This window comes from Glaciecola sp. HTCC2999 (assembly GCF_000155775.1).
GTDB lineage: Bacteria > Pseudomonadota > Gammaproteobacteria > Enterobacterales > Alteromonadaceae > Opacimonas.
In genome coordinates this window covers 877,892-899,790 of record NZ_DS989810.1, presented here as the reverse complement: position 1 = coordinate 899,790, position 21,899 = coordinate 877,892, and the positions used below count along the sequence as shown (strand labels likewise).

The following is a 21,899-nucleotide window of genomic DNA, read 5'->3' as shown; positions in this document are numbered from 1 at the left end:
CCTTTGCTATTAAGCTTGAATGTGTCGGTTTAATTGCTCTGCTTCATCGGTTAATTTTGCTAAACGTGTTTCCATTTTTTGATGGAAGTACTCAGTATTTCCTTTTATATCCGTACTTAAGTTCAACGGTTCTGGTTCATAAAATTTCACTAATACAGTGCCGTTATTCCAACGATTCCATTTGATTTGGTGGTGTGTATCACTCGCACAAATCATTAATACGGGTTTCCCAGTTTGTTCTGCAATCCTGAACGCGCCTGTTTTAAATGGAAGTAACCCTTTTCCATAACTACGAGTTCCTTCGGGAAAAAACCAGACTGAAAAATTCCCATCAAGGATCTTTTTAGCCGTGAATTTTAGTGTGTCACGAGCTTTTCCAGAGTTTTTACGATCAATCATGATATTGCCAGAAAAATAATATATTAAACCAAAAAACGGTATCCAAATTAAACTTTTCTTGCCCACTGTGACCACACCATTAAATGCGGCTTTACATATGGTTATCAAATCAAAACTGTTCTGATGATTAGCAATGCAGACATAGGTTTGTTTAGGATCAACGTGATGTCGATCTTGAACAATTACCTTTAATCCCATAATTTTTGCCATTGAACCGTACCACTGGCCACCCAATGCGACGCTATTTCGATGGAAGGGACGAGAAATGAATATCAGGAATAAAACGCTATTCATTAAAATAAAGTAAATTAAGAGGATTAAGAATCTAACTATAGCTAACACGTGTACGCTCAATAACAAATTTGGGGTGGATTATACCCGAAAATAATCGTTGATGGAGAGTTTCTCTTTAGATTTTAACGAAATTGATCATTTAAAACTCAATGTGAAGTTTACTTATTGAATATCTAATTCCTTTAGTTTACGAGTTAATGTATTTCGTCCCCATCCTAAACGCTTAGCAGCTTCTTGTTTATGACCATGGGTGTGCATCAATGCACGTTCTAGCATAATTTTTTCAAACTCAAAAGCGGCATTATTTAAGATCCCATCTTGATGAGTCGCTAGCTGTTCATCGGTCCATTTCGCTAATAGGTGTTGCCATGAAGTATCTGATCCACTGTGATCTTCTTTGCTGTTTAGATTAGAATTTTGTAGTACTGGTTGTTTTGATTGTAGTAATTCTGGAGGTAAATCACTGGGTAAAACTTCTTGTGATGATGCCATCACTGTGACCCAGCGACAAACATTTTCGAGTTGTCTAACATTACCAGGCCAATCCAATCCAGATAACAGCTGTTGAGTTTCCTTAGTAAGTACTTTAATTTCTACTTCTAGTTCTTTGGCCGCTCGTTGCAAGAAATGGCTGGCTAGTAAGGGAATATCTTCTTTGCGATCATTGAGTGATGGAATATGGATACGAATCACATTTAAACGGTGGTATAAATCTTCACGAAATTTATTCATGGCGACTAGTTTTTCTAAATCTTGATGAGTCGCTGCAATAATGCGAACATCAACCGATACGGCTTCATGGCCACCCACACGATAAAATTGTCCATCTGCTAATACGCGCAGTAACCTGGTCTGGATATCCAATGGCATATCCCCAATTTCATCTAAAAATAATGTACCGCCATTGGCTTGTTCAAAACGTCCTTTACGAGTGGACTGAGCACCAGTGAAAGCGCCTTTTTCATGGCCAAACAATTCTGATTCAATTAAATCAGCAGGGATAGCTGCCATATTCAATGCAATAAATGGTTTTTTTGCACGAGGTGAGTGTTTATGTAATGCATGGGCCACTAACTCTTTACCCGTACCTGATTGACCATTGATCAATACCGAAATACTTGAACGTGCTAGTCGACCAATCGCTCTGAATACTTCTTGCATGGCTGGAGCAGCCCCAATGATTTCTGAACTCAACGAGGTTGGCGAAGGCTGTTGTGCTTTTGTTTGTTCTTTCACGTGGGCCAAAGCACGTTCAGTCAATCCGACCGCTTCGGTAATATCAAAAGGTTTAGGAAGGTATTCAAAGGCACCGGATTGATAAGCGTTCACAGCTGAATCTAAGTCTGAATGTGCTGTCATAATAATCACAGGTAACTCAGGATAATGTGAGTGAACTTCATTTAATAACGTTATTCCGTCCATCTGTGGCATTTTAACGTCTGAAATAATGACCTCAGGTACTTGACCTGAGCGCAACTGTAATAGTAAGTCGTGTGGGTTTTCAAAACAGCAAGATTCAATATCTGCTGTTTTTAATGCTTTTTGTAATACCCAACGAATGGAACTATCGTCATCTAAAATCCAGACAGCTTCGTTATTCATAACTCATCTCCCACTTTGGTAATAGGTAAAAAAATAGAAAATTCAGTTTGTCCACGGCGCGTCTCGAGTTCTATTTTACCTTGATGGTGTTGTATTAGTGTTTGTGCGATAGATAAGCCAAGTCCAGACCCACTTTTTTTAGAGGTAACCATGGGATAGAACAGCGTATCTCGCAAAGATTTTGGAATGCCTGGTCCATTGTCAAAAATATGGATGACTGCACATAGAGGGTGTTTTTCACCCAGTACAACCTGTTGACGTGCCACGCGTGTTTTGATTCTAATTAGAGGTAATTTAGCGTCAGATTCTTCTAATGCTTGCATGGCGTTTTTGATGACATTGAGCAGTGTTTGCTGGATCATATTGGCATCAATATTGACATCTGGAATACTCGGGTCATAGTCTCGAACGATATTAATATTGTATTTATTATCGGCTTTGACTAGTTGCAATACTGCCTCGATGGGCATATGTATATTTTGAAAAGAAAAGTGTGGCAGCGAGTTAGGCCCTAGTAATCGATCTACTAATGCGCGTAAGCGATCGGATTGTTTGATGATCATTTGCGTATATTCAGTCTGATCTGGAGTGTCTAGCTCCATAGCAAGTAACTGTGCTGCGCCTCTTATTCCACCTAAAGGGTTCTTGATTTCATGCGCTAAACCACGTACTAACTGTTTTGCAGCATTTTGCTGGGCGGCTTGTTGGTTTTCCTTACTAATTCGGCGTTGCTGATCGATGTGTTTTGCTTCGATTAACAACAACTCTTCTTTATCTTGAGTAAGATAAGTGACGCCTATATCAAACAAAAACACTGATTCATCAATTAAACAGAGTTCGACTTCATTCTCACTAAAATTTTCATGATCACTGAGTGCATTCAAGAAACGGCTCTTATCTAACGATGAAAACAGGATAAAATCATTTAAAGGATATTGATATAACTGTTTACGACCTGTTTTTAGGAAGCCAAGGGTTGCTTGATTCGCGTATTGAACTTCAAAACGAGTATTGATGACTAATACTGCTGTAATCAAGTTATCGAAAATCTTGTCGAATGAAATATGCATAATCCCAACTATGCACCAAAAAGGTGCGGTTCGCCATTAATTAATTTAATTTTTACTGAGCAATCAAAATAAAATAGCACTTTAACGAAGTCGCTAGCCACTTTAGTGCATAAAGCTCAAATCTAAATCAATTACTGCAATTACTTTGCCGTTTTGATCAGTTTTCATAAAATAATTTACGGGCATAAAAAAAGCCTGCCGAAGCAGACTTTTTAAGAATCAATATATCTATTGCTTAGCAGCTATAGTACATATCAAATTCTAGTGGATGAGTAGAAGAATTGATTAATGTGACTTCTTCTTGCTTAAGTGCAATGTAAGCATCAATCATGTCATCTGTCATAACACCACCTTGGGTTAAGAACTCACGGTCAGCATCAAGTGCTTCAAGTGCTTGTTCTAAAGAGCTTGCAACGGTAGGAATCGCTGCTGCTTCTTCTGGTGGTAAGTCATATAGATCTTTATCTGCTGCATCACCAGGATGGATTTTGTTTTTGATCCCGTCAAGGCCAGCCATTAACAATGCAGTGAACGCAAGGTATGGGTTAGCCGTTGGGTCAGGGAAACGTACTTCGATACGACGAGCACGATCACTGGTTACAAATGGGATACGAATAGATGCAGAACGGTTACGTGCAGAGTATGCAAGCATAACTGGCGCTTCGAATCCTGGTACAAGACGCTTATAAGAGTTAGTTGATGCATTTGTGAATGCATTCAATGCACGAGCGTGCTTGATAACACCACCGATGTAATATAATGCTTCTTCTGAAAGACCAGCATACTTGTCACCGGCAAAGATGTTTTTACCATCTTTAGAGATTGATTGGTGAACGTGCATACCAGAACCATTATCACCAACTAGAGGCTTCGGCATGAATGTTGCTGTTTGACCGTAAGCATGAGCAACGTTATGAACAACATACTTATAAATTTGGATTTCATCCGCTTTCGCTACCATGGTATTAAACTTAGTGGCGATTTCGTTTTGACCTGCAGTCGCTACTTCGTGGTGATGCGCTTCAACAGTTAAACCCATATCTTCCATCACTAAACACATAGCTGCACGGATGTCATGCGCTGAATCGACAGGAGGTACTGGGAAGTAGCCACCTTTAACGCCTGGGCGGTGACCCATGTTACCGTCTTCGTATTCAGTACCTGAGTTCCATTTTGCTTCTTCAGCATTGATTTTGAAGAATGAACCTGCCATATCAGTATGGAAACGAACATCGTCAAATAAGAAGAACTCTGGCTCTGGGCCGATTAATACAGTATCACCGATACCTGTAGATTTTAAATATTCTTCTGCGCGTTTCGCAACAGAACGTGGATCACGCTCGTAACCTTCCATTGTTAATGGCTCAACGATATCACAACGAATATTAATTTGAGTTTCTTCTGCAAATGGGTCAATGACAACGGTAGTTGGATCTGGCATTAACACCATATCTGATTCGTTAATACCTTTCCATCCAGCAATAGAAGACCCATCAAACATTTTGCCTTCTTCGAAAAAATCATCATCAATTTGATGAGTAGGTATAGAGACGTGTTGCTCTTTACCTTTGGTATCTGTAAAACGAAGATCGATAAATTTTGCTTCGCTTTCTTTAATGAGTTCTAACGCCTTTTCAATTGACATTCTTTGTCTCCAATTTAACTATAAAAAACTGTGATCTGTGGCCCGTTGTTAAATAAACGAACTAGGGTGTTACTGCTAAAAGCAAATTATATGCCATTTAATTTAAAACGACTAAAGCGTGATAAACATGGGACACAAATTGATATGTAAGGTGTCAAAATCATAACTCACACCATTTAAGCACCAAATAGGTGCAATGTTGAGTTAAAGTGGTGCAATAGTCGTATTTCGACCTAAAATAACAGAACGACTACTAATGTAGAATATTTTGTGTCACAACACCATTAAAAATTATAGTCGTCTTACTTTGCAAACCAAAATGATCAAAATGCGTATAACTTAACAGCATACTACGAGAAATTTGGTATCTCTGCACGTATGCGTTACACATGGTGTGAAGCGTTCCGTACTGATGATACTGCTGGTGGAGCATCACGTAACTCAACTTTAGGTTTCCCTGTGTATACACATGACCGTGGTCAGTTCAATGCAAGCTACACGTTTTAATTAACGCTTATAAATGAATGGGCATTCATGCCCAAACCCAAAAGCAGACCTCTATTTATTATATAGTGGCCTGCTTTTTTAGTTGTAAAACAGCAAATTTAGTCGCTTAGTTTGTGCATAAGTCTGTAGAATGCGCGCCCATGATACTGTTGTACTGTAATTCGCAGTTTACAATAGCCTTGATTTTTATTTATAGAGAGTACATTACATGTCTGCTAACCAGACCTCAATTGAGAAATTACGTAACATCGCGATTATCGCTCACGTCGACCATGGTAAAACCACCTTAGTTGATAAATTATTACAGCAATCAGGTACTTTAGAGTCTCGTGGTGAAGCTGAAGAACGTGTAATGGATTCCAACGACATTGAAAAAGAACGTGGCATCACGATCTTAGCGAAAAACACGGCAATTAACTGGAACGATTACCGTATCAACATCGTCGATACTCCTGGACACGCCGATTTCGGTGGAGAAGTAGAGCGTGTAATGTCGATGGCCGATTCTGTATTATTACTAGTTGATGCTCAAGAAGGCCCAATGCCACAAACGCGATTTGTGACGCAGAAAGCATTTGCTCAAGGTCTTAAGCCTATCGTCGTTATCAACAAAATTGATAAGCCTGGTGCACGTCCTGATTGGGTTATCGATCAAGTGTTTGATTTGTTTGATAACCTAGGTGCGACTGATGATCAGTTAGATTTCCAAGTTGTATATGCCTCTGCTATCAATGGTTGGGCAACCAACGATGTTGACGTGCCAAGCGAAGACATGACACCATTATTTGAAACGATTGTAGAGCAAGTTGCACCGCCAGCCGCTGATCCTGAAGGTGCATTTCAAATGCAGATTTCGCAGCTAGATTATAACTCATACGTGGGTGTTATCGGTGTAGGTCGTATTACACGAGGTACCGTGAAAGTTAATCAGCAAGTGACTATCGTGAACGCTGAAGGTGAAAAGCGTAACGGTAAAGTCGGTAAAGTATTAGGTTACTTAGGTCTTGACCGTCATGATGTCGATTCTGCAGCTGCAGGTGACATCATCGCAATTACTGGTTTAGGCGAGTTGAAAATCTCAGATACGATTTGTGATGTGAACGAAGTGGAAGCACTACCGGCATTATCCGTTGATGAACCAACAGTGACGATGACTTTCCAAGTTAATACCTCGCCATTTGCGGGTAAAGAAGGTAAGTTTGTTACCTCGCGTAATATACTTGAGCGCCTTCAAGCTGAACTTGTTCATAACGTTGCATTACGTGTAGAAGAAATGGATGATCCGGATAAATTCCGCGTATCGGGTCGTGGTGAATTACACTTAGGTATCTTAATTGAAAACATGCGTCGTGAAGGCTACGAGTTAGCAGTATCACGTCCAGAAGTTATCTTAAAAGAAGAAGATGGCGTGTTAATGGAACCGTTTGAAACAATGACGGTCGATTTACAAGAAGAGCACCAAGGTTCTATCATCGAACAACTTGGTCTGCGTAAAGCGGAAATGACCAACATGACCCCGGATGGTAAAGGCCGAGTACGTGTCGATTTCGTCGTACCAAGTCGTGGTTTGATCGGTTTCCAAACTGACTTTATGACTCTGACTTCTGGTTCTGGTTTGTTATATCATACATTTGATCATTATGGTCCGCACAAAGGTGGCAACATCGGTATGCGTAAAAATGGTGTATTGATTGCTAATGCCACAGGTAAAGCATTAACTAACGCATTATTTAACTTACAAGAACGTGGTCGTATGTTTATCGGTCATGGTGTTGAAGTATACGAAGGCATGATCATTGGTATCCATAGTCGTGAAAATGACTTAACCGTTAACGCGCTTAAAGGTAAGCAATTAACCAACGTTCGCGCATCAGGTACTGATGAAGCACAAACGCTTGTACCGCCAATTGTATACACACTTGAGCAAGCGTTAGAATTTATTGATGATGATGAATTAGTCGAAGTCACACCAGAAAGTATTCGTATTCGTAAGAAGTTATTAACTGAAAACGAACGTAAACGCGCAGGTCGCGCACCAAAAGATTAATCTTTTGGTGATGTAAGATTTGGAAAGCCGCTTTTTATGAAGCGGCTTTTTTTGTTGTTTTAAAAATACCTACCCAAAAGCATATTTCCAGTAATATGCCTAAAGCAATAAATGCAATAGCCCCTTTGACGGTGCCAATGAAATAACAGACACATGCAAGCAAAATTATGCTTATCAGCATGATAGTTTTAGTGAAGGTCGTCATGATGTGTCCTTAACAGTGGTGTATTTCTGAAAATATGCTTTGTGTCAGATAGTATCTAAGCTTTAAACCATCTATAGCTAGTATAGACGCCTATGTAGGTTATTCCTCTAAGGTAAACGTATCCCAGTCTTTATAAGTCGCAGCACGCTCAATGCCTTGACCTGGCTCTAGGATTACGGCATCGGCGAGCGTTTTATCGCGTTGTATTAATCCGCCGACCGCGAACAGATGCAAATCAGACGCTTCATCTGCGATATCATCACCGCAAGTAAACTGCCAATCACCTTCCATATCTCGAGTGACCTGTAGAATTTTTTTATTATCATTGAGCACATGCTCGCAGACAAAGACCCCAAAATCTTCACGGAATTTAGGTTTATTTGGGCCGCGTTTTGCCATCGTTTTTTCTCATTTTGATACCATAATATGCTCATGATAAATCAGGTTATGAGAAATAGCTTTCAATTCTTTAGCCTGTAGCGATTATTAAGATATAATTTATTGAGTAAATAATTTTAGGGTATTCATTTTCTATGTTTAATTTTGATGAACGTGTAGATCGTTCCGGTACTTTCTCTTGTAAATGGGAAAAATACAAAGGTAAAGATATTCTACCGATGTGGATTGCCGATACTGAGTTTAAAGTCGCTCCTTCTATCATTAACGCATGTCGTCAACAATTAGACCACGGTGTGCTAGGCTATCATCTTCCATCTCAACATCAACCTGCGAACGAAGCTGTTGTGCACTGGTGTAAATCTCAATATGGTTGGGATATCCAACCAAGTTGGATAGTTTGGACGCCTGGAGTGTGTCCAGGGTTTAATGTCGCGATTAGAGCGTTTTGTGAGCCGGGAGATAAAGTCCTGATCCAAACACCGAATTACCCACCGATCATTGCTTCTCCAGAAATTAATCATTGTGAAGGCGTGCATATTCCAACGGTTGAACAAACAGATGGTTGGATGATTGATTTTGATGCATTGGAAACGCAAGCCAAAGATCCCAAAGCCAAAGTCTTTATCATGTGTAACCCAATGAATCCTGTTGGCAGCACATTGAATCAAGCTCAATTAGACAAAATCGCTCAAATCTGTACTGATAATAATGTGATTTTATGTTCCGATGAAATTCATTGTGATTTGATTTTAGATGATATTCAGCATTTGCCAGCTGGGAATCATCCGACATTACAATCTCGTTCGATTACGTTAATGGCAGCGAATAAGACCTTCAATATTGCCGGTTTAGGCGCTTCTTTTGCAATCATTCCTGATGCTCAAGTACGTCAGCAATTTAATTTAGCTGCGCGTGGTATTGTACCGTGGGTCAATATTATGGGATTGATTGCGACCCAAGCGGCATTCACGCTTGCGAATGATTGGCATGAAGCTCAACGTAATTATTTGATTGGTAACCGTGACTATCTGGCCAAAGCAATTAATGCAATTCCTGGTCTTAAAGCAATTCCTGCACCTGCGACGTTTTTAATGTGGGTAGATGCCAGTGCACTAGATTTGCAAGGTGCAAAAAATGTACAAGATTGGTGTGAATCTCGCGGAGTAGGACCATCTCCAGGCGCTGATTTTGGCGATGAGCATTTCTTCCGCTTAAACTTTGGTGTATCTCGCAGTATGCTCGAAGAAGTTGTGGACCGATTAAGTCTGTAAGTGTTATCTCATTGAGATAGCTGCGTTTAATATTCGGCTATCTTAATGACAGATTACAGCATCACCGGCTCTTATCGTTGACAAATCACAACATCCACAGCTTATAACTACCTAAACCTAACACAAGTGTCACGATCAACATACTGAGCATATTACTGATCATACTGTTCGTGTGTTGGCGCATAATGCGTTTGTTATTGACCACTATTAAAAGAAATATAGCAATGATGGGAAGTAATAGCGCATTCGTTGCTTGGGCAAAAATAATGGCAGCAATTGGTTTGATGCCACTCAATGCAACCACAATACCTGAGATTAAAATAATACTCGCTACGACTTTAAAGCTATTGTCCTGTGGTGTCGTATGTGATTGTAAGGCGCCACATACTGCGTAAGCGCCGGCAATCGGTGCTGTAATAGCACTGGTCAACCCAGCAGCAAATAGTCCAGCAGCAAAAAACAGTGTTGCATAGTCCCCTAATAGTGGCTGTAATTGTAACGCTAAATTAGACGTGTCTACTGATAATCCTTGCACAAAAAAAGTACTCGCTGCAGTACCAATAATAGCAATAGTGATGAGACCTCCAAGTGAGAAGCTAAATACATTTTTGAGGCGTTGCTCTTTTATCTGGGGTAATAAATGATGTTGTGACCCCCCTTTAGCCAGCAAACTTGATTGCATAAAGATATTATAAGGGACAATTGTGGTGCCTATCAGTGCGATAACCATAGTAATATTATCCGCATTGATACGAATATTTGTCATTCCCTTAACAAGTAGGCCTAGTTGAGGCTGACTAAAGCTAAATGCGATAATAAACACGATACTCATCAACAACACTAACGTCATTAATAAGCGCTCAATAAACCATAAATTTCCAGACAAGATAGCGATGCCGGCAATAATAGCAATCAGACTAATCCATATGGGTAACTCGACGGTAGTCACTGATGCTAAGCCAAGCGCAGCACCGGTAATATTACCCGCTTCATAAGCAGCATTACCTATGCCAATAGCACTGACTACCAGCAATATCATGAATAGTTTTAATAGAGGTTGGGAAATTGTTTTGTGAAGCGCTTCGGACAGTCCCATTTGGGCCACTATTCCAACGCGACTTGCCATATCTTGAATGATGATCGTCGCCACAATTGAAAATACCAGAGCCCATAACAGGCCGTATCCAAATTGAGCACCTGCAAGCGTTGCCGTGGTAACGGTTCCCGGACCAATAAATGCAGCAGTAACTAATAATCCAGAATAGCGAGAACGTGATGATGACATATTGTTTTTATTATTGTTGTTATTAATGTCTATGCTTCACTATGACATAAAATGGCACGGATTAACAATGACGGACGAATGTTTCCACATATTATGCCATTAATGTTTGATTCACAGTCTAAATCGGTTTCACCACCGCTAAAATAACAATTGCTAATAATACGAGCACCGGTGCTTCATTCAAAAAACGATAAAATTTGGGACTACGAATATTCTTTTCCTGGGCCAAATCACGCATGATGAAATAGAGATATGCATAGTAACCGTATAGCCCTATAAGTAAGGCGAGTTTGATATGAAGCCAAGTTGAGGCCCGGAACCAATCCATACCATAAATAGTAATTAACCAGACGCCAAATATCAGGGTTAATAAAGCAAAGGGGGCGACAAAAAACCATAATCGTCTTTGCATGATTTTAAACACAGCACGTGTGTTCACATCTTCATTTTCAGCAAAGTAGACAAACAAACGAGGCAAATAAAAAATGCCAGCCATCCATGCAACCATAAAAAAGACGTGTAACGCTTTTATCCATAATAATGACATGCAATGTCCTCTGTGTTAGTGCTCGAGTTTAAATAAATAACGGTGTAAGGCATCCCAAGTAATAATGCCATACACTTTTTCTTCAAGATGACATTTTATAATCACCGCCCCGGAGCGTTTCGCTTTAAGTTCATCATATACTTCAGCTAAGGTATTTTGATAGCTATATATAGGTAAAGTTGAGGTGATATAAGGTAAAGAATCTTCTTCTAGTTGAGTATTTGTCTCAACCAAATGCCATGGCGCATTCTTATCTTCACGATAAATCACATTGTCGGTAGGGTGATGTTTAATATATTCCATCATTTCAAGGATTTGGTGATGATCAAACTGATATACGTTTTGTTTGCAAAGCGCGAGTACACCGGTTTTTTCTAAACTTTGGGTAATGGCTGTTTGCTTATAGGGCAGGTCTTGCATTTCCATTTGGCGAATGAAAATTGAGCGATTTTTGAATATCTGGCTAGAGACTACATATGCGGGTACGACAACCAAAATTGCAGGCAATAGTATTTCTGGTGCATAGGATAGTTCCATAACGGCGCTTAGCGCGGCAAGAGGTGCATGCAGAACGGCGGTAAGCATGCCTGCGACGCCTAATAAGACATAACCGTCATGGTACTCAGTCGAATTCATTAATGTCTCAAGTGGGTAGGCTAAAAGTGCCCCTGAAAACATTCCAATGACCATGACGGGACCGATTATCCCTCCGGGGATCCCTAGACCAATCGAGACTAGCGCGAGAATAAATTTAGCGACTAAAATACCTAACACCATTCCAATGGCGATATCTGTATTTAATAACGAATGCACGGCATCAAATTCAGCGCCCATTGCGTCAGGGATGAATACTCCAATAGCGCCAGTAATAAATGCTGCCACTGTAAAACGCGTTGCCATTGAGAATTGCTGTGCATATTTCATTAAGTTGATCAGTTGTTGATTGAATAGCGCAGAAACTGCCCCTAAAGACATCCCAAACAAGACCAGATATAAATAAATAATACTATCAAGATGTTCGAACGATAAAAACAACAACCCTGTGCCTTCACCGAATACTAGTCGTGACATCACCGAGCCTATGGCTGCGGAAAGCATAATAGGGATAAATATATGGATCCGATAATTACGCATGACTACCTCCATCACAAAAATGACGGCAGCAAAGGGAGTATTAAATGAAGCGGCTATACCTGCAGCGATACCACAACCAGTCAAAATCCGAATACAGTTATAGGGGAGTTTTAACCCGTCTCCAAGAAAGCTTGTACCCGCGGCGCCAAGGTGCACCGATGGACCTTCTCGACCAACAAAAAAACCACTGGCTAGCGCAAAAATCCCGCCCAAAAATTGATTGATACTAGTCCGTAGTGGCATTAATCCAAAGTGCTTTTTAACGCGATGGATGACAAATGGAATGCCCAGACGAAAATGCTCAAAGCCTGTTATCCAGGCGACCATATATATGGCAATGACGCCTAAGAAAGGTAACATAAATCGTTCATACCATGAAAGTTGCTCATAAGCCCCAAGCTCTGGTAATAACTGTAGCTGAATGTATTGAAAAGAGAGTCTGAAAATGATGATAACGGTGGCAGCGCAAACACCTGCTATAACTCCTAGTAAGCATAGTTGCCAAGAAGTTCTAGGATAGGATAATGTAATTCGCAATGCATCTAACATGTTAGTTTTTCACTATGTGATGAATAAAAGTTCATAGAGCAGATGAATAAATGGCATAATATCATAATGTGAGAATAATCTAGATAAGCAAATAGGACTAGGTGTGGATTTGTTCAGATTGAAACAAAATGGCAGTGCATTTCGGTTTTATGCAGTGATTATCACCGTCATGTTGTTGATGATGTTTATTGGATATCGACTGGCATTAATGAATACCGAGCAGTCGCTCAAAGCGTATCAAATTAAGACTGGCACAATTGCGCATGCCCAGGCAGAAAATATTCGACTTGTCCAAGAATTAAGTCAGCTTCAAGTTCAGTTAGAGATGAGTAAATCTGTGCAACAACTTATCCAACAAGATATCACTGATGCACGGAGTGAAAATAAAACGCTTCAACAAAAAATTGATTTATACCAAGCCGTACTCGGGGAAAGTAATAATACTGGACCTTTTGCCATTCACCATGCACATATCATGGCGTTACCTATACCTAATCAATATGTGCTAGACATTTTATTGTTACAAGGTCGAGCTTTAAAAGCCTTAATTAACGGTGACTTAACTATCAAATTAATGGGTATGCAAAATGATAAAGCCACTTCATTGAGTTTATCTCAGCTACTTATTGATTCAGACATCATTCCAAATAGTGATACATCCATGGGTTATCGCTATCAATACTTTTTGGAACGACAATATGTGTTTGCTTTACCCAAAGGTTTTACGCCAGAAACCATGGTCGTCTCTACTGAAGTATTTCAATGGAAGCGCAAATTAAACAGTTTTACACAAACTTTCGTGTGGGAAGATTTAATTGCACCGAATACTTGATGAATTTACTCAAGTATTAGATAATTACTGCATTATTATTTAAGGATCACCCTTTACTATGACAGTTGAAATGGCTCTCCCTATCGAGTTTTCAGAATCGGCAGCAACTAAAGTGAAATCGTTGATTGAAGAAGAAAATAACCCTGAACTAAAGTTGCGTGTATACGTAACTGGCGGCGGTTGCTCTGGCTTTCAATATGGCTTTACATTTGATGAGAAAGTGAATGAAGGCGATATGACGATTGAGAAAAATGAGGTCACACTTGTGGTCGACCCGATGAGTCTACAATATTTAGTCGGCGGAGTTGTCGATTATATCGAAGGGCTTGAAGGCTCGCGCTTTTTAGTCAACAACCCAAATGCCACCACGACTTGTGGCTGTGGTTCAAGTTTCTCTATATAAATTCAGTGAGTGGAATAATGTGTTCCACAGCATCAAGATTCAACGGGCCATAAATATGTGGAAATGGTTCGGTTGATAGCATAGAAAGACTTGGGCCCTCGTATTTCACGGGGGCTAATAATTTCTGCTCATTAATGATCATTATACTCATCGGCTGACTTCGGTCGTAGTGTTTGTCAATCACCTCTTGAACTTGTCGTCCATTACATGCATGAATAAACCCTTCAGTGGCTAAACTTTCGGTGGTATAAGTACTTTGAGCTAATACTGACTCAATTACATCATCATACATAATTAAACAAATATCAGCATTGCTCCATATTGGTGTCATATTATTTATGACCCCATGGATGCATATTGCTCACAACCGGTTGAGTCAAATCAAACGCCACCCGAAATTCAAAACCTGCTCGCGTTAATCTGTAGGTAAACGTATCTGGGTACACAAAGATTTCCCAAATGTTAGTGAGGCTTTGTGGGTAGCCTAGTTCTGTGAAGAGTGCTTGGGTATAGACATCAACCGGAAAAGCTTGATTATGTGCCGAACCTAAAGTTTGAGTATGTCCACCGTACATAGTTAAATCATCATGTGATCCATCTTGATGACGATGATCATGTTTGAGAAGTAATCCACCGCCTGTTTTAGTGATCACCCATGTCCGAGATGCATCATTGCCCACATAAAAAGGAATTTTAATTTGGTTTTCTGAACATTCGCGGACATGCATCAGCAAGGCCGCATCAGCAAAGCGTTCACTACCGGACGTATCCACGACTAATTTACCTTGAAATGCTTTCCCACATAGTGCTTGGAGTTGATTAAAAAATGCCAGTTGCTCCGTCGCCGTAATAGCGCTAATAGATTTCGCCGGTGGCGTATGGGCTTTTTGTGCCGTAGCTATCGATGGTGGCGGTACCATAGCACAACCACTGAACGAGACGAATAATGTGAGTAGTGCTGTTAGTGAAAAGCGAGACTGAATAGAAAACATAAGTATTCCTTTTGGTGGAGTATTTTTTATTAGTAACCTTGATGCCAATCCATGACATACAAGGGGGATAGACCTTGAGTATAACGTGTCATATTTTCCATAAATACCTGCATGACATCACTAGGCTTTGAAATTGCAGCGGTATGCTGCGTGATCACAATATCATCTCTGTGCCAAAAGACATGCTGTGCTGGCAATGGCTCAGTGGTAAAAACATCCAATACCGCTTGCGTGAATACACCATTATCCAGCGCCATCAATAAGACCTCATCAGTCACCACACTGCCGCGTCCAGCATTGATAAATTGTCGAGATTTTGGCAAATCTGATGTATCAGAGGTGGTTGCAGTAACAGTTTGCTGTGATGCTATCAACGCTTCAATGGTGGTTCTGTCAATGAATGCCTGCGTTGCTGGGGTATCGGGTAATAAGTTAATAACCACATCACATGCACCGATAAAATCGACGAGTTGATTAGGAGTAAACATAGGCATTTGTGGATGAGATAGAGGTGGCTTTGCACTGCGAGATAAACCAATGATGTTGACATTCAGCGCTGCAAACATACTTAACATTCCGGTTGCAATGTTGCCTATTCCCAAGATCCCTATGGTTAATTCGCTGATACTACGGATCCTTGGCGGTGCCCACTGCTGTTTGGATTGTAGTTCAATAAATGTTTGGTGCTGACGTACATATGACAAGATATAACTCAGGACATACTCACTCATGAGTTGAGAAAAAATGCCTTTGACGCCCGTCAGGATATAATCTTGTTTGGAGTGATTTAATAAAGGAGCATTACCGGCCCAAGTAGACTGACACCATTTTAAATTAGGTAAATGTGCCACTACTTGAACGGCCAAATCAGGCTCAGATAATAAAATAGTCGATTGATCTTTGAATGTTGATTCTAATACTTCTGCTACCTTATCAGTTGCCAATACTAATGAGGTATTAGAAAGGTCAGAGGCTTCCCACAGAGCTTGGTATTGGTTGACATCTCGGGAGAGAATAATCAGTGCAGGGCTGGGATTATGCAAAGGTTTTACTCCCTAAGATAGTCGGTTGCGTTGCCCCTGTTACGGAAGGCGCGTTGCTTGTGAGGCCAGTTTCAAAACAAAAGGCGAGCCATGCAAAAGCCATGGCTTCTAATGCGTCACTATTAATACCCACCGTTTCTAGGGGCATGACTTTAACATTATCTGGGGCAGACACCTGCAGTGCATGCATTAGCACATCATTGTGGACACCTCCGCCGCAGATGAGCCATTCTTTTGAAGCTGAAGCGTTTGGATTCGTTTGGGCAGAAGTAACTTGCTGGATCCCTGCGGTAATTGAATGAGCGGTCAACGCAATCAGTGTGGCTTGAACATCTGTAGGCGGGTATTGCTGGACATGAAATTGCGCCAACCACGCAGGGTTAAAATATTCTCGGCCAGTGCTTTTAGGGTAAGGCAATGAAAAATAGGGGTCATTTAACATGTTTGATAATAAATCAGGTAGAACACGGCCTGTATTTGCCCATTGCCCATTTGCATCATATGGTTTTCCTGTATGGGTTAAACACCAAGTATCTAGTAGTGTATTACCAGGCCCAGTATCAAAGCCTATTAAATCACTATCAAGTAAGTCATTACTTGCGAATGAAGCTGGCAAGACAGTGACATTCGCTATCCCTCCAATATTGATAATAATACGTTGGGCAACGTTATTAGGGTAGGGCATTAATAATGCTGCATGAAAAGGTGGAACTAACGGTGCACCTTGACCACCGAGTGCGAGATCTTTTGCGCGGAAATTATCAATAACATTTATCCCTGTGTTTACGGCAAGTAAAGCAGGGTTATGAAGCTGAATCGAAAATGGTGTGGTAGCATCTGGAGCATGCCAAACTGTTTGTCCGTGACAACCAATAGCGGTGATAGCTTTAGGTGATAATGACTGTTGCTTCAGAAAGTCATTGACCGCATTTGAATATGCAAGAGTTAAGCGTTGAGTGCTGTCACCGATAAAGCTAAACGAGTGTGCGCCGTCCGAGAGAAGCAAGGTTAATTCGTTACGAAGAGCATCTTCAATAGCATATGTTTGGGACGCAACTAGCTGAATATCGCTTTGAGAATTAAACTTCACCAATGCCACATCAATACCGTCTAAACTGGTACCCGACATGATCCCAATAAATAGCACTAGTCGATACTCGCCAGCATAATGCGTTTGTTATTTGCTAGCATAGTCAGACGCGGTAGACTTAACTGTGTGAATGCAGCTTTCTCTGATTTTGCAATCGGCTCCGCTTTGGGTAGCGTCACTGTACGTGGATTACGATGCACACCATCCACTAAAAATTCATAATGCAAATGGGGTCCTGAAGACATACCTGTTGAGCCTAATAATCCAATGACTTGCCCTTGTTTGACAATCTCACCTTTTTTCACTTTGCGCTTGGAAAAATGCAGGTATTTAGTTACATAACGATCGCCATGCTGGATAAAGACATGGTGGCCATTAAAACGATCGTAAGTTGATTTAATTACGCGACCTTTACCTGACGCCACTACTGGTGTGCCAGTGGGGGCTGCATAATCTGTTCCTCGGTGAGCTTTCCAGCGTTTTGTCACTGGGTGAAAGCGTTTTTTAGTAAAATTAGAACTGATGTAACGAAAGTTAACGGGAGCGCGTAAAAAGCTTTTCTTCATACTGCGACCGTTAGGCGCGTAGTAACTACCATCGGTATGACGAATGGCTTGGAAAACTTCGCCTTGGTTCACAAATTCCGCTGCTAAAATATCACCATATCCGATAAAGTCGCCATTCACAAAGCGTTCTTCATACATCACATTAAAGGTATCGCCTGCACGGATTTCCATTGCAAAATCGATATCCCAACCAAAAATATCAGCAAGTTCCATAATCTTATTGTCACTCATACCTGCTTTAATGGCAGCATTCCAGAACGACGAGGTAATTTCACCCTGAGCGAAACGGAATTTAGTATAAACTTCGGCTATATCAATTTGGGATATATATTCATCATCAGTTTTTCGTGTGATAGTTAACGTTTCTGTATCAGAAAATTCATATATGAGAGTATTGAGTTTACCGCGACGGTCAAAAGTGAAATTGAGAAATTCTCCAGGCATCATTTTAAGCAGTTTTTTAGCGTGTTTACCAGCGCGAGAAACATGGTAGGTATCAGTGGGAGTTAACCCTACTTGTTTAAATATTTTGGCAAGATTATCGCCGGGTTTAACTCGGTAAGTTTGACTTTCTATCGATTCAATCCCAGAGTCAATAACACTACTGTTACTAGCACTGAGTTGTTCTAAATTAAGTGCGACAGGGTACTTCACTCCAGGCTCAAGTACCGTGGAAGTAGCATGGCGAGATGCATCTGCACTGAAGAGCATACTGGCGGTTAAAATAAAGACAACCACAGACAAAGCGACCAAAGAAATTTTATGTGGCCGAGGCAGTGTTTTTATCGTTTGAGCAACCACGGTAAACCTCTTATTTTGGAAAGTTTAAGTAGAATATCGCTATTACCGGTTAAATTCTAGTGTAACTTAGACAAACTGACTGATTTTTAAAGGTATAAGGAATTTTATTTAGACTTAAAATAGCATACGTAAAGTCTTTTCATCTGACCGTCGTACAAGTAAAATGTTCATATAAATTCAATAGACCGTGGAAAAAGTATGTCTGATTGGCAAAACGCCTTTAATGAAATAAAACGTGGCGCAGATGAAATTTTAATTGAAGATGAGTTAATTGCTCGTCTAAAAGAAGGTAAGCCTTTGAAAATTAAGGCTGGTTTTGATCCTACTGCCCCTGATCTGCATTTAGGACATACGGTGTTAATTAATAAATTACGGACTTTCCAACAGCTAGGACATGAAGTTATTTTCTTAATTGGCGATTTCACTGGTTTAATTGGTGACCCAACCGGTAAAAACGTAACGCGAAAGCCACTGTCCAAAGAAGATGTGTTAGCGAATGCAGAGACCTACAAAGAACAGGTATTCAAAATTCTTGATCCCGCTAAAACTACAGTGCGCTTTAATTCTGAGTGGATGGATGCGTTAGGTGCGGCGGGGATGATTAAATTAGCAGCGAGTCAAACAGTGGCTCGGATGTTAGAGCGCGATGACTTTAAAAAACGCTATGGTAATAATCAACCGATTGCCATCCATGAGTTTTTATATCCATTGGTGCAAGGTTGGGACAGCGTAGCGTTAGAATCAGATGTTGAGTTGGGTGGTACCGATCAGCGTTTTAACTTATTGATGGGACGCGAACTCCAAAAATCTCAAGGTCAACGTCAGCAAACAGTGCTAATGATGCCATTGTTAGAAGGCCTTGATGGTGTTCAAAAGATGTCAAAATCGTTGAATAATTATATTGGGATAACAGATGCACCAAATGATATGTTTGGTAAAATCATGTCTATCTCGGATGACTTGATGTGGCGCTATTTTGATTTATTGAGCTTCCGTCCTATTGCTGAAATTGATGCATTAAAGGCGGCGGTAGAAGGTGGTGCTAATCCACGTGATACTAAAATTGAGTTAGCCAAAGAAATCATTGCACGTTTTCATGATGATGCTGCGGCAGAAGGTGCGCATCAAGATTTCATTCAACGTTTTCAAAAGAATGCGATTCCTGATGACATGCCAGAAGTTACTGTGCATTTAGAAGGTGAAGCGATGGGGATCGCAAATTTATTAAAAGCTGCTAATTTAGTCAACTCGACTTCCGATGCGATGCGCATGATCAAACAAGGCGCTGTGAAAATCAATGGTGATAAAGTAGAAGATACAAAACTGCAATTAAGCGAAAAAGGTGAAGCGGTTTATCAAGTCGGTAAACGGAAATTTGCGCGTATTACGTTGGCTTAGTATTCTTCAATAAATAATACAGTCATAATAAAAACGTCAAGGTGAAGTGTGACACTTCGATTATCTTGACGTTTTTTTTGAGGGAGCCTTTTTTACTCAGTCTGTGTTTGGTTCACGTAGGCTTGATACTCTGCTAACTTAGTTTCCGCTTGCTTGCCAAATAGTATTTCACACGCTTCAATCAGACCAGGACTTGATAAAATATCATCACTGTTAAGTACCATGGCTATTTTTGAACGACGGCGTAAGAAATCATCTAGTTTTGTGATCATTTCTCGTCTAGCGGCATAGTGCAGTTCTGCGCGCAGATATTCAGCGTTATGCATCAGTTGTTCTGCTTGTTTTGGGTCGCGCTGTATCTCATCAATAATTTGCAATGCATTGATGTCATAACGACGCCATAATCTTTCTGACAATGGCTCAGAAGAATAACTTGGCGTTAAATCATCTAACTTAATTAATGCGGCACGCTCTAAAAATGTGTGTTTGTGCGCTTCACTAGATTCGCCGTACCATTTTGCCTTGGGATAAGGCAGTGGCATACCGAAGTCCGCTATCGTATCGGCTATCTCGTTACCGACGTTAATGCAATCGGTAAGTTTACCGCCGAAAATACTCACAAGGCGTTTTTCCGGATTAACATCTACTGCATGTTTACGCGATAATTGTACCCAATCAGACTCTCCTGAATTACCTTTAACCGCTAATGGACGCACGCCACAACGTTCAGAAATGATATCGTCCATTGTAAGGGGCTTTTCAAGGTTGAGTAGTGTATTGACGTTGTCCAAAATGAATTGGCGATCAGCGTCTGTGACCTGAGGATTTGGCGTATCGACTTTATCATCTGTCGTACCAATACAGGTTTTTTGCCCCATCGGTATTACAAAGAATAAACGACCATCGGAGGCAAAAAAGGCGAGTACTTTATCTACTTTGGTAAGTTTATTAACAATTAAATGTACACCCTTGGAGAACACATGATGGTGTTCAGTAGTATTGTCTAATGTATCATTGAATTTATCAGCAAAAGGACCACAAGCATTGATTACGCTTTTCGCTTTTATCTGTATAGGCGTTTGGGTGAGTTCGTCTTTCGCGTTGATATGCCAGATATTATCAGTAAATTCAGCATCTTGGGCGGATACATAATTGGTGACAATCGCCCCATTATCCATGGCCCCACGAATAAAGTTAAACACAAAGCGGGCATCATTATCGTGTAAAAAGGCATCCGAATATTCAAAGCCACCTTGGGCATTACTGGTATCAATCACCGGTTCTCGCGCAGCAATCGATTTAGCTGACAATAACTCAGGGAAGCGCGTGAAGAAACGTCCCATGATCCAATACAATAAGGTACCCATGTAAACAAATAGCGCAGGGAAACGAAACCCTTTTTGTAACGTCGTTAAGAATCGAATTTCTTGGACAGTCGATGGGTAGCTTTCCATTAAATGGTTGCGGCTTTTACATAGTTTATTGACCAGTAAATACTCATGGGATTCTAAGTATTTGATCCCTCCCCATGCTAGATTCGAAGAGTGCGAACTGGTTTCGCCTGCAAAGTCACCTTTATCAATTACCGCAACACTCAAGCCTTTTTTAGATAAGGCAGCCGCACTGACTGCACCATTAATACCGGCACCCACGATGAGCACATCATAGGTGTGTTGATGGAGTTGGTTTAAATTCGTTTCGCGTAAATTCATCTTATTTAATACACCGAGCTTAGATAAAAGTTTAAGGTTGTTTTATTTTTCATATTTATCATACAATATATATTAATTTGATGATTTTTGCATCATATCAAACAAAAA

The 21,899-nt window shown here is 40.4% G+C and carries 19 protein-coding genes and 1 pseudogene; 6 read left to right on the top strand and 14 right to left on the bottom strand.

Annotated features, from left to right (window positions below; translation table 11 throughout):
• Positions 1–9: 9 nt before the first annotated feature.
• From G2999_RS03920 to glnA, 4 genes are all read right to left on the bottom strand, one after another.
• A complete protein-coding gene (locus G2999_RS03920) occupies positions 10–741 on the bottom strand; it encodes a 1-acylglycerol-3-phosphate O-acyltransferase (RefSeq protein ID WP_029257372.1) in 732 nt (243 codons plus the stop codon).
• Between the two features lie 114 nt (positions 742–855).
• On the bottom strand, positions 856–2,295 hold the full coding sequence (gene glnG, locus G2999_RS03915; protein ID WP_010178934.1) for a nitrogen regulation protein NR(I): 1,440 nt from the start codon (positions 2,293–2,295) through the stop codon (positions 856–858).
• On the bottom strand, positions 2,292–3,365 hold the full coding sequence (gene glnL, locus G2999_RS03910; RefSeq protein ID WP_010178932.1) for a nitrogen regulation protein NR(II): 1,074 nt from the start codon (positions 3,363–3,365) through the stop codon (positions 2,292–2,294). Before glnL ends, glnG begins: the two co-directional genes overlap by 4 nt.
• A 235-nt stretch (positions 3,366–3,600) precedes the next feature.
• A complete protein-coding gene (glnA, locus tag G2999_RS03905; RefSeq protein ID WP_010178930.1) occupies positions 3,601–5,010 on the bottom strand; it encodes a glutamate--ammonia ligase in 1,410 nt (469 codons plus the stop codon).
• 324 nt (positions 5,011–5,334) lie between these two features.
• On the opposite strand from glnA, the pseudogene G2999_RS13770 reads away from it, so the two are divergent.
• Positions 5,335–5,514, top strand: a pseudogene (locus tag G2999_RS13770) (hypothetical protein); the annotation flags it as partial.
• Between the two features lie 211 nt (positions 5,515–5,725).
• Positions 5,726–7,564: a translational GTPase TypA gene (typA, locus tag G2999_RS03895; protein WP_010178926.1), complete on the top strand. Its 1,839-nt coding sequence runs from the start codon at positions 5,726–5,728 to the stop codon at positions 7,562–7,564.
• A gap of 304 nt (positions 7,565–7,868) precedes the next feature.
• On the opposite strand, the gene G2999_RS11770 is transcribed toward typA, so the two are convergent.
• On the bottom strand, positions 7,869–8,168 hold the full coding sequence (locus G2999_RS11770; RefSeq protein ID WP_010178922.1) for a hypothetical protein: 300 nt from the start codon (positions 8,166–8,168) through the stop codon (positions 7,869–7,871).
• A 134-nt stretch (positions 8,169–8,302) separates the two neighbouring features.
• Between G2999_RS11770 and G2999_RS03875 the strand changes: the two genes are divergently transcribed.
• Complete coding sequence (locus G2999_RS03875; RefSeq protein WP_010178920.1) at positions 8,303–9,439, top strand: MalY/PatB family protein; 1,137 nt, start codon at positions 8,303–8,305, stop codon at positions 9,437–9,439.
• An 85-nt stretch (positions 9,440–9,524) separates the two neighbouring features.
• Here the strand turns inward: G2999_RS03875 and G2999_RS03870 are convergent, their stop codons facing one another.
• The 3 genes from G2999_RS03870 to G2999_RS03860 all read right to left on the bottom strand — a co-directional run bounded on the left by G2999_RS03870 (position 9,525) and on the right by G2999_RS03860 (position 12,954).
• Positions 9,525–10,724: an Nramp family divalent metal transporter gene (locus tag G2999_RS03870; RefSeq protein WP_010178917.1), complete on the bottom strand. Its 1,200-nt coding sequence runs from the start codon at positions 10,722–10,724 to the stop codon at positions 9,525–9,527.
• Positions 10,725–10,842: 118 nt separating this feature from the next.
• Positions 10,843–11,271 (bottom strand): CopD family protein, encoded by a 429-nt coding sequence (locus G2999_RS03865; protein WP_010178915.1) that lies wholly within the window; start codon positions 11,269–11,271, stop codon positions 10,843–10,845.
• Positions 11,272–11,286: 15 nt separating this feature from the next.
• Entirely contained in the window at positions 11,287–12,954 is a 1,668-nt protein-coding gene (locus G2999_RS03860; RefSeq protein WP_010178913.1) for a chloride channel protein, read from the bottom strand.
• Positions 12,955–13,057: 103 nt separating this feature from the next.
• Here G2999_RS03860 and G2999_RS03855 point away from each other — a divergent pair, with 103 nt between their 5' ends.
• Both G2999_RS03855 and erpA read left to right on the top strand, forming a co-directional pair.
• On the top strand, positions 13,058–13,786 hold the full coding sequence (locus G2999_RS03855) for a DUF6776 family protein (RefSeq protein WP_010178911.1): 729 nt from the start codon (positions 13,058–13,060) through the stop codon (positions 13,784–13,786).
• Between the two features lie 58 nt (positions 13,787–13,844).
• Positions 13,845–14,189: an iron-sulfur cluster insertion protein ErpA gene (gene erpA, locus G2999_RS03850; RefSeq protein ID WP_010178909.1), complete on the top strand. Its 345-nt coding sequence runs from the start codon at positions 13,845–13,847 to the stop codon at positions 14,187–14,189.
• Here the strand turns inward: erpA and G2999_RS11765 are convergent.
• The 5 genes from G2999_RS11765 to G2999_RS03825 are packed head-to-tail and all read right to left on the bottom strand — an operon-like array spanning position 14,182 to position 18,681.
• On the bottom strand, positions 14,182–14,520 hold the full coding sequence (locus G2999_RS11765) for a DUF952 domain-containing protein (RefSeq protein WP_010178907.1): 339 nt from the start codon (positions 14,518–14,520) through the stop codon (positions 14,182–14,184). The two genes, erpA and G2999_RS11765, sit on opposite strands and share 8 nt — an antisense overlap.
• Position 14,521: 1 nt before the next feature.
• A complete protein-coding gene (locus G2999_RS11760; protein ID WP_010178905.1) occupies positions 14,522–15,181 on the bottom strand; it encodes a hypothetical protein in 660 nt (219 codons plus the stop codon).
• A 29-nt stretch (positions 15,182–15,210) separates the two neighbouring features.
• A complete protein-coding gene (locus tag G2999_RS03835) occupies positions 15,211–16,224 on the bottom strand; it encodes an NAD(P)-dependent oxidoreductase (protein ID WP_010178903.1) in 1,014 nt (337 codons plus the stop codon).
• Complete coding sequence (locus G2999_RS03830) at positions 16,217–17,371, bottom strand: anhydro-N-acetylmuramic acid kinase (protein ID WP_010178901.1); 1,155 nt, start codon at positions 17,369–17,371, stop codon at positions 16,217–16,219. Before G2999_RS03830 ends, G2999_RS03835 begins: the two co-directional genes overlap by 8 nt.
• A complete protein-coding gene (locus tag G2999_RS03825) occupies positions 17,371–18,681 on the bottom strand; it encodes a peptidoglycan DD-metalloendopeptidase family protein (RefSeq protein ID WP_010178899.1) in 1,311 nt (436 codons plus the stop codon). Before G2999_RS03825 ends, G2999_RS03830 begins: the two co-directional genes overlap by 1 nt.
• Positions 18,682–18,879: 198 nt before the next feature.
• Between G2999_RS03825 and tyrS the strand changes: the two genes are divergently transcribed.
• Positions 18,880–20,079 carry a tyrosine--tRNA ligase gene (tyrS, locus tag G2999_RS03820; protein ID WP_010178896.1) on the top strand — a complete coding sequence of 400 codons (1,200 nt, stop codon included), beginning with the start codon at positions 18,880–18,882 and terminating at the stop codon, positions 20,077–20,079.
• Between the two features lie 92 nt (positions 20,080–20,171).
• Here the strand turns inward: tyrS and G2999_RS03815 are convergent, their stop codons facing one another.
• Positions 20,172–21,791, bottom strand: a complete 1,620-nt coding sequence (locus tag G2999_RS03815) for a glycerol-3-phosphate dehydrogenase/oxidase (protein ID WP_010178895.1) — start codon at positions 21,789–21,791, stop codon at positions 20,172–20,174.
• Positions 21,792–21,899 lie beyond the last annotated feature (108 nt).

Excerpts from the sequence above, each read along its gene's own strand:
- typA (WP_010178926.1), top strand. The coding sequence starts at position 5,726 with ATGTCTGCTAACCAGACCTCAATTGAGAAATTACGTAACATCGCGATT.
- G2999_RS03815 (WP_010178895.1), bottom strand. The coding sequence starts at position 21,791 with ATGAATTTACGCGAAACGAATTTAAACCAACTCCATCAACACACCTAT.
- glnG (WP_010178934.1), bottom strand. The coding sequence starts at position 2,295 with ATGAATAACGAAGCTGTCTGGATTTTAGATGACGATAGTTCCATTCGT.
- G2999_RS03875 (WP_010178920.1), top strand. The coding sequence starts at position 8,303 with ATGTTTAATTTTGATGAACGTGTAGATCGTTCCGGTACTTTCTCTTGT.
- G2999_RS03865 (WP_010178915.1), bottom strand. The coding sequence starts at position 11,271 with ATGTCATTATTATGGATAAAAGCGTTACACGTCTTTTTTATGGTTGCA.
- G2999_RS11770 (WP_010178922.1), bottom strand. The coding sequence starts at position 8,168 with ATGGCAAAACGCGGCCCAAATAAACCTAAATTCCGTGAAGATTTTGGG.
- G2999_RS11760 (WP_010178905.1), bottom strand. The coding sequence starts at position 15,181 with ATGTTTTCTATTCAGTCTCGCTTTTCACTAACAGCACTACTCACATTA.
- glnA (WP_010178930.1), bottom strand. The coding sequence starts at position 5,010 with ATGTCAATTGAAAAGGCGTTAGAACTCATTAAAGAAAGCGAAGCAAAA.
- G2999_RS03860 (WP_010178913.1), bottom strand. The coding sequence starts at position 12,954 with ATGTTAGATGCATTGCGAATTACATTATCCTATCCTAGAACTTCTTGG.
- erpA (WP_010178909.1), top strand. The coding sequence starts at position 13,845 with ATGACAGTTGAAATGGCTCTCCCTATCGAGTTTTCAGAATCGGCAGCA.
- G2999_RS11765 (WP_010178907.1), bottom strand. The coding sequence starts at position 14,520 with ATGACACCAATATGGAGCAATGCTGATATTTGTTTAATTATGTATGAT.
- tyrS (WP_010178896.1), top strand. The coding sequence starts at position 18,880 with ATGTCTGATTGGCAAAACGCCTTTAATGAAATAAAACGTGGCGCAGAT.
- G2999_RS03870 (WP_010178917.1), bottom strand. The coding sequence starts at position 10,724 with ATGTCATCATCACGTTCTCGCTATTCTGGATTATTAGTTACTGCTGCA.
- glnL (WP_010178932.1), bottom strand. The coding sequence starts at position 3,365 with ATGCATATTTCATTCGACAAGATTTTCGATAACTTGATTACAGCAGTA.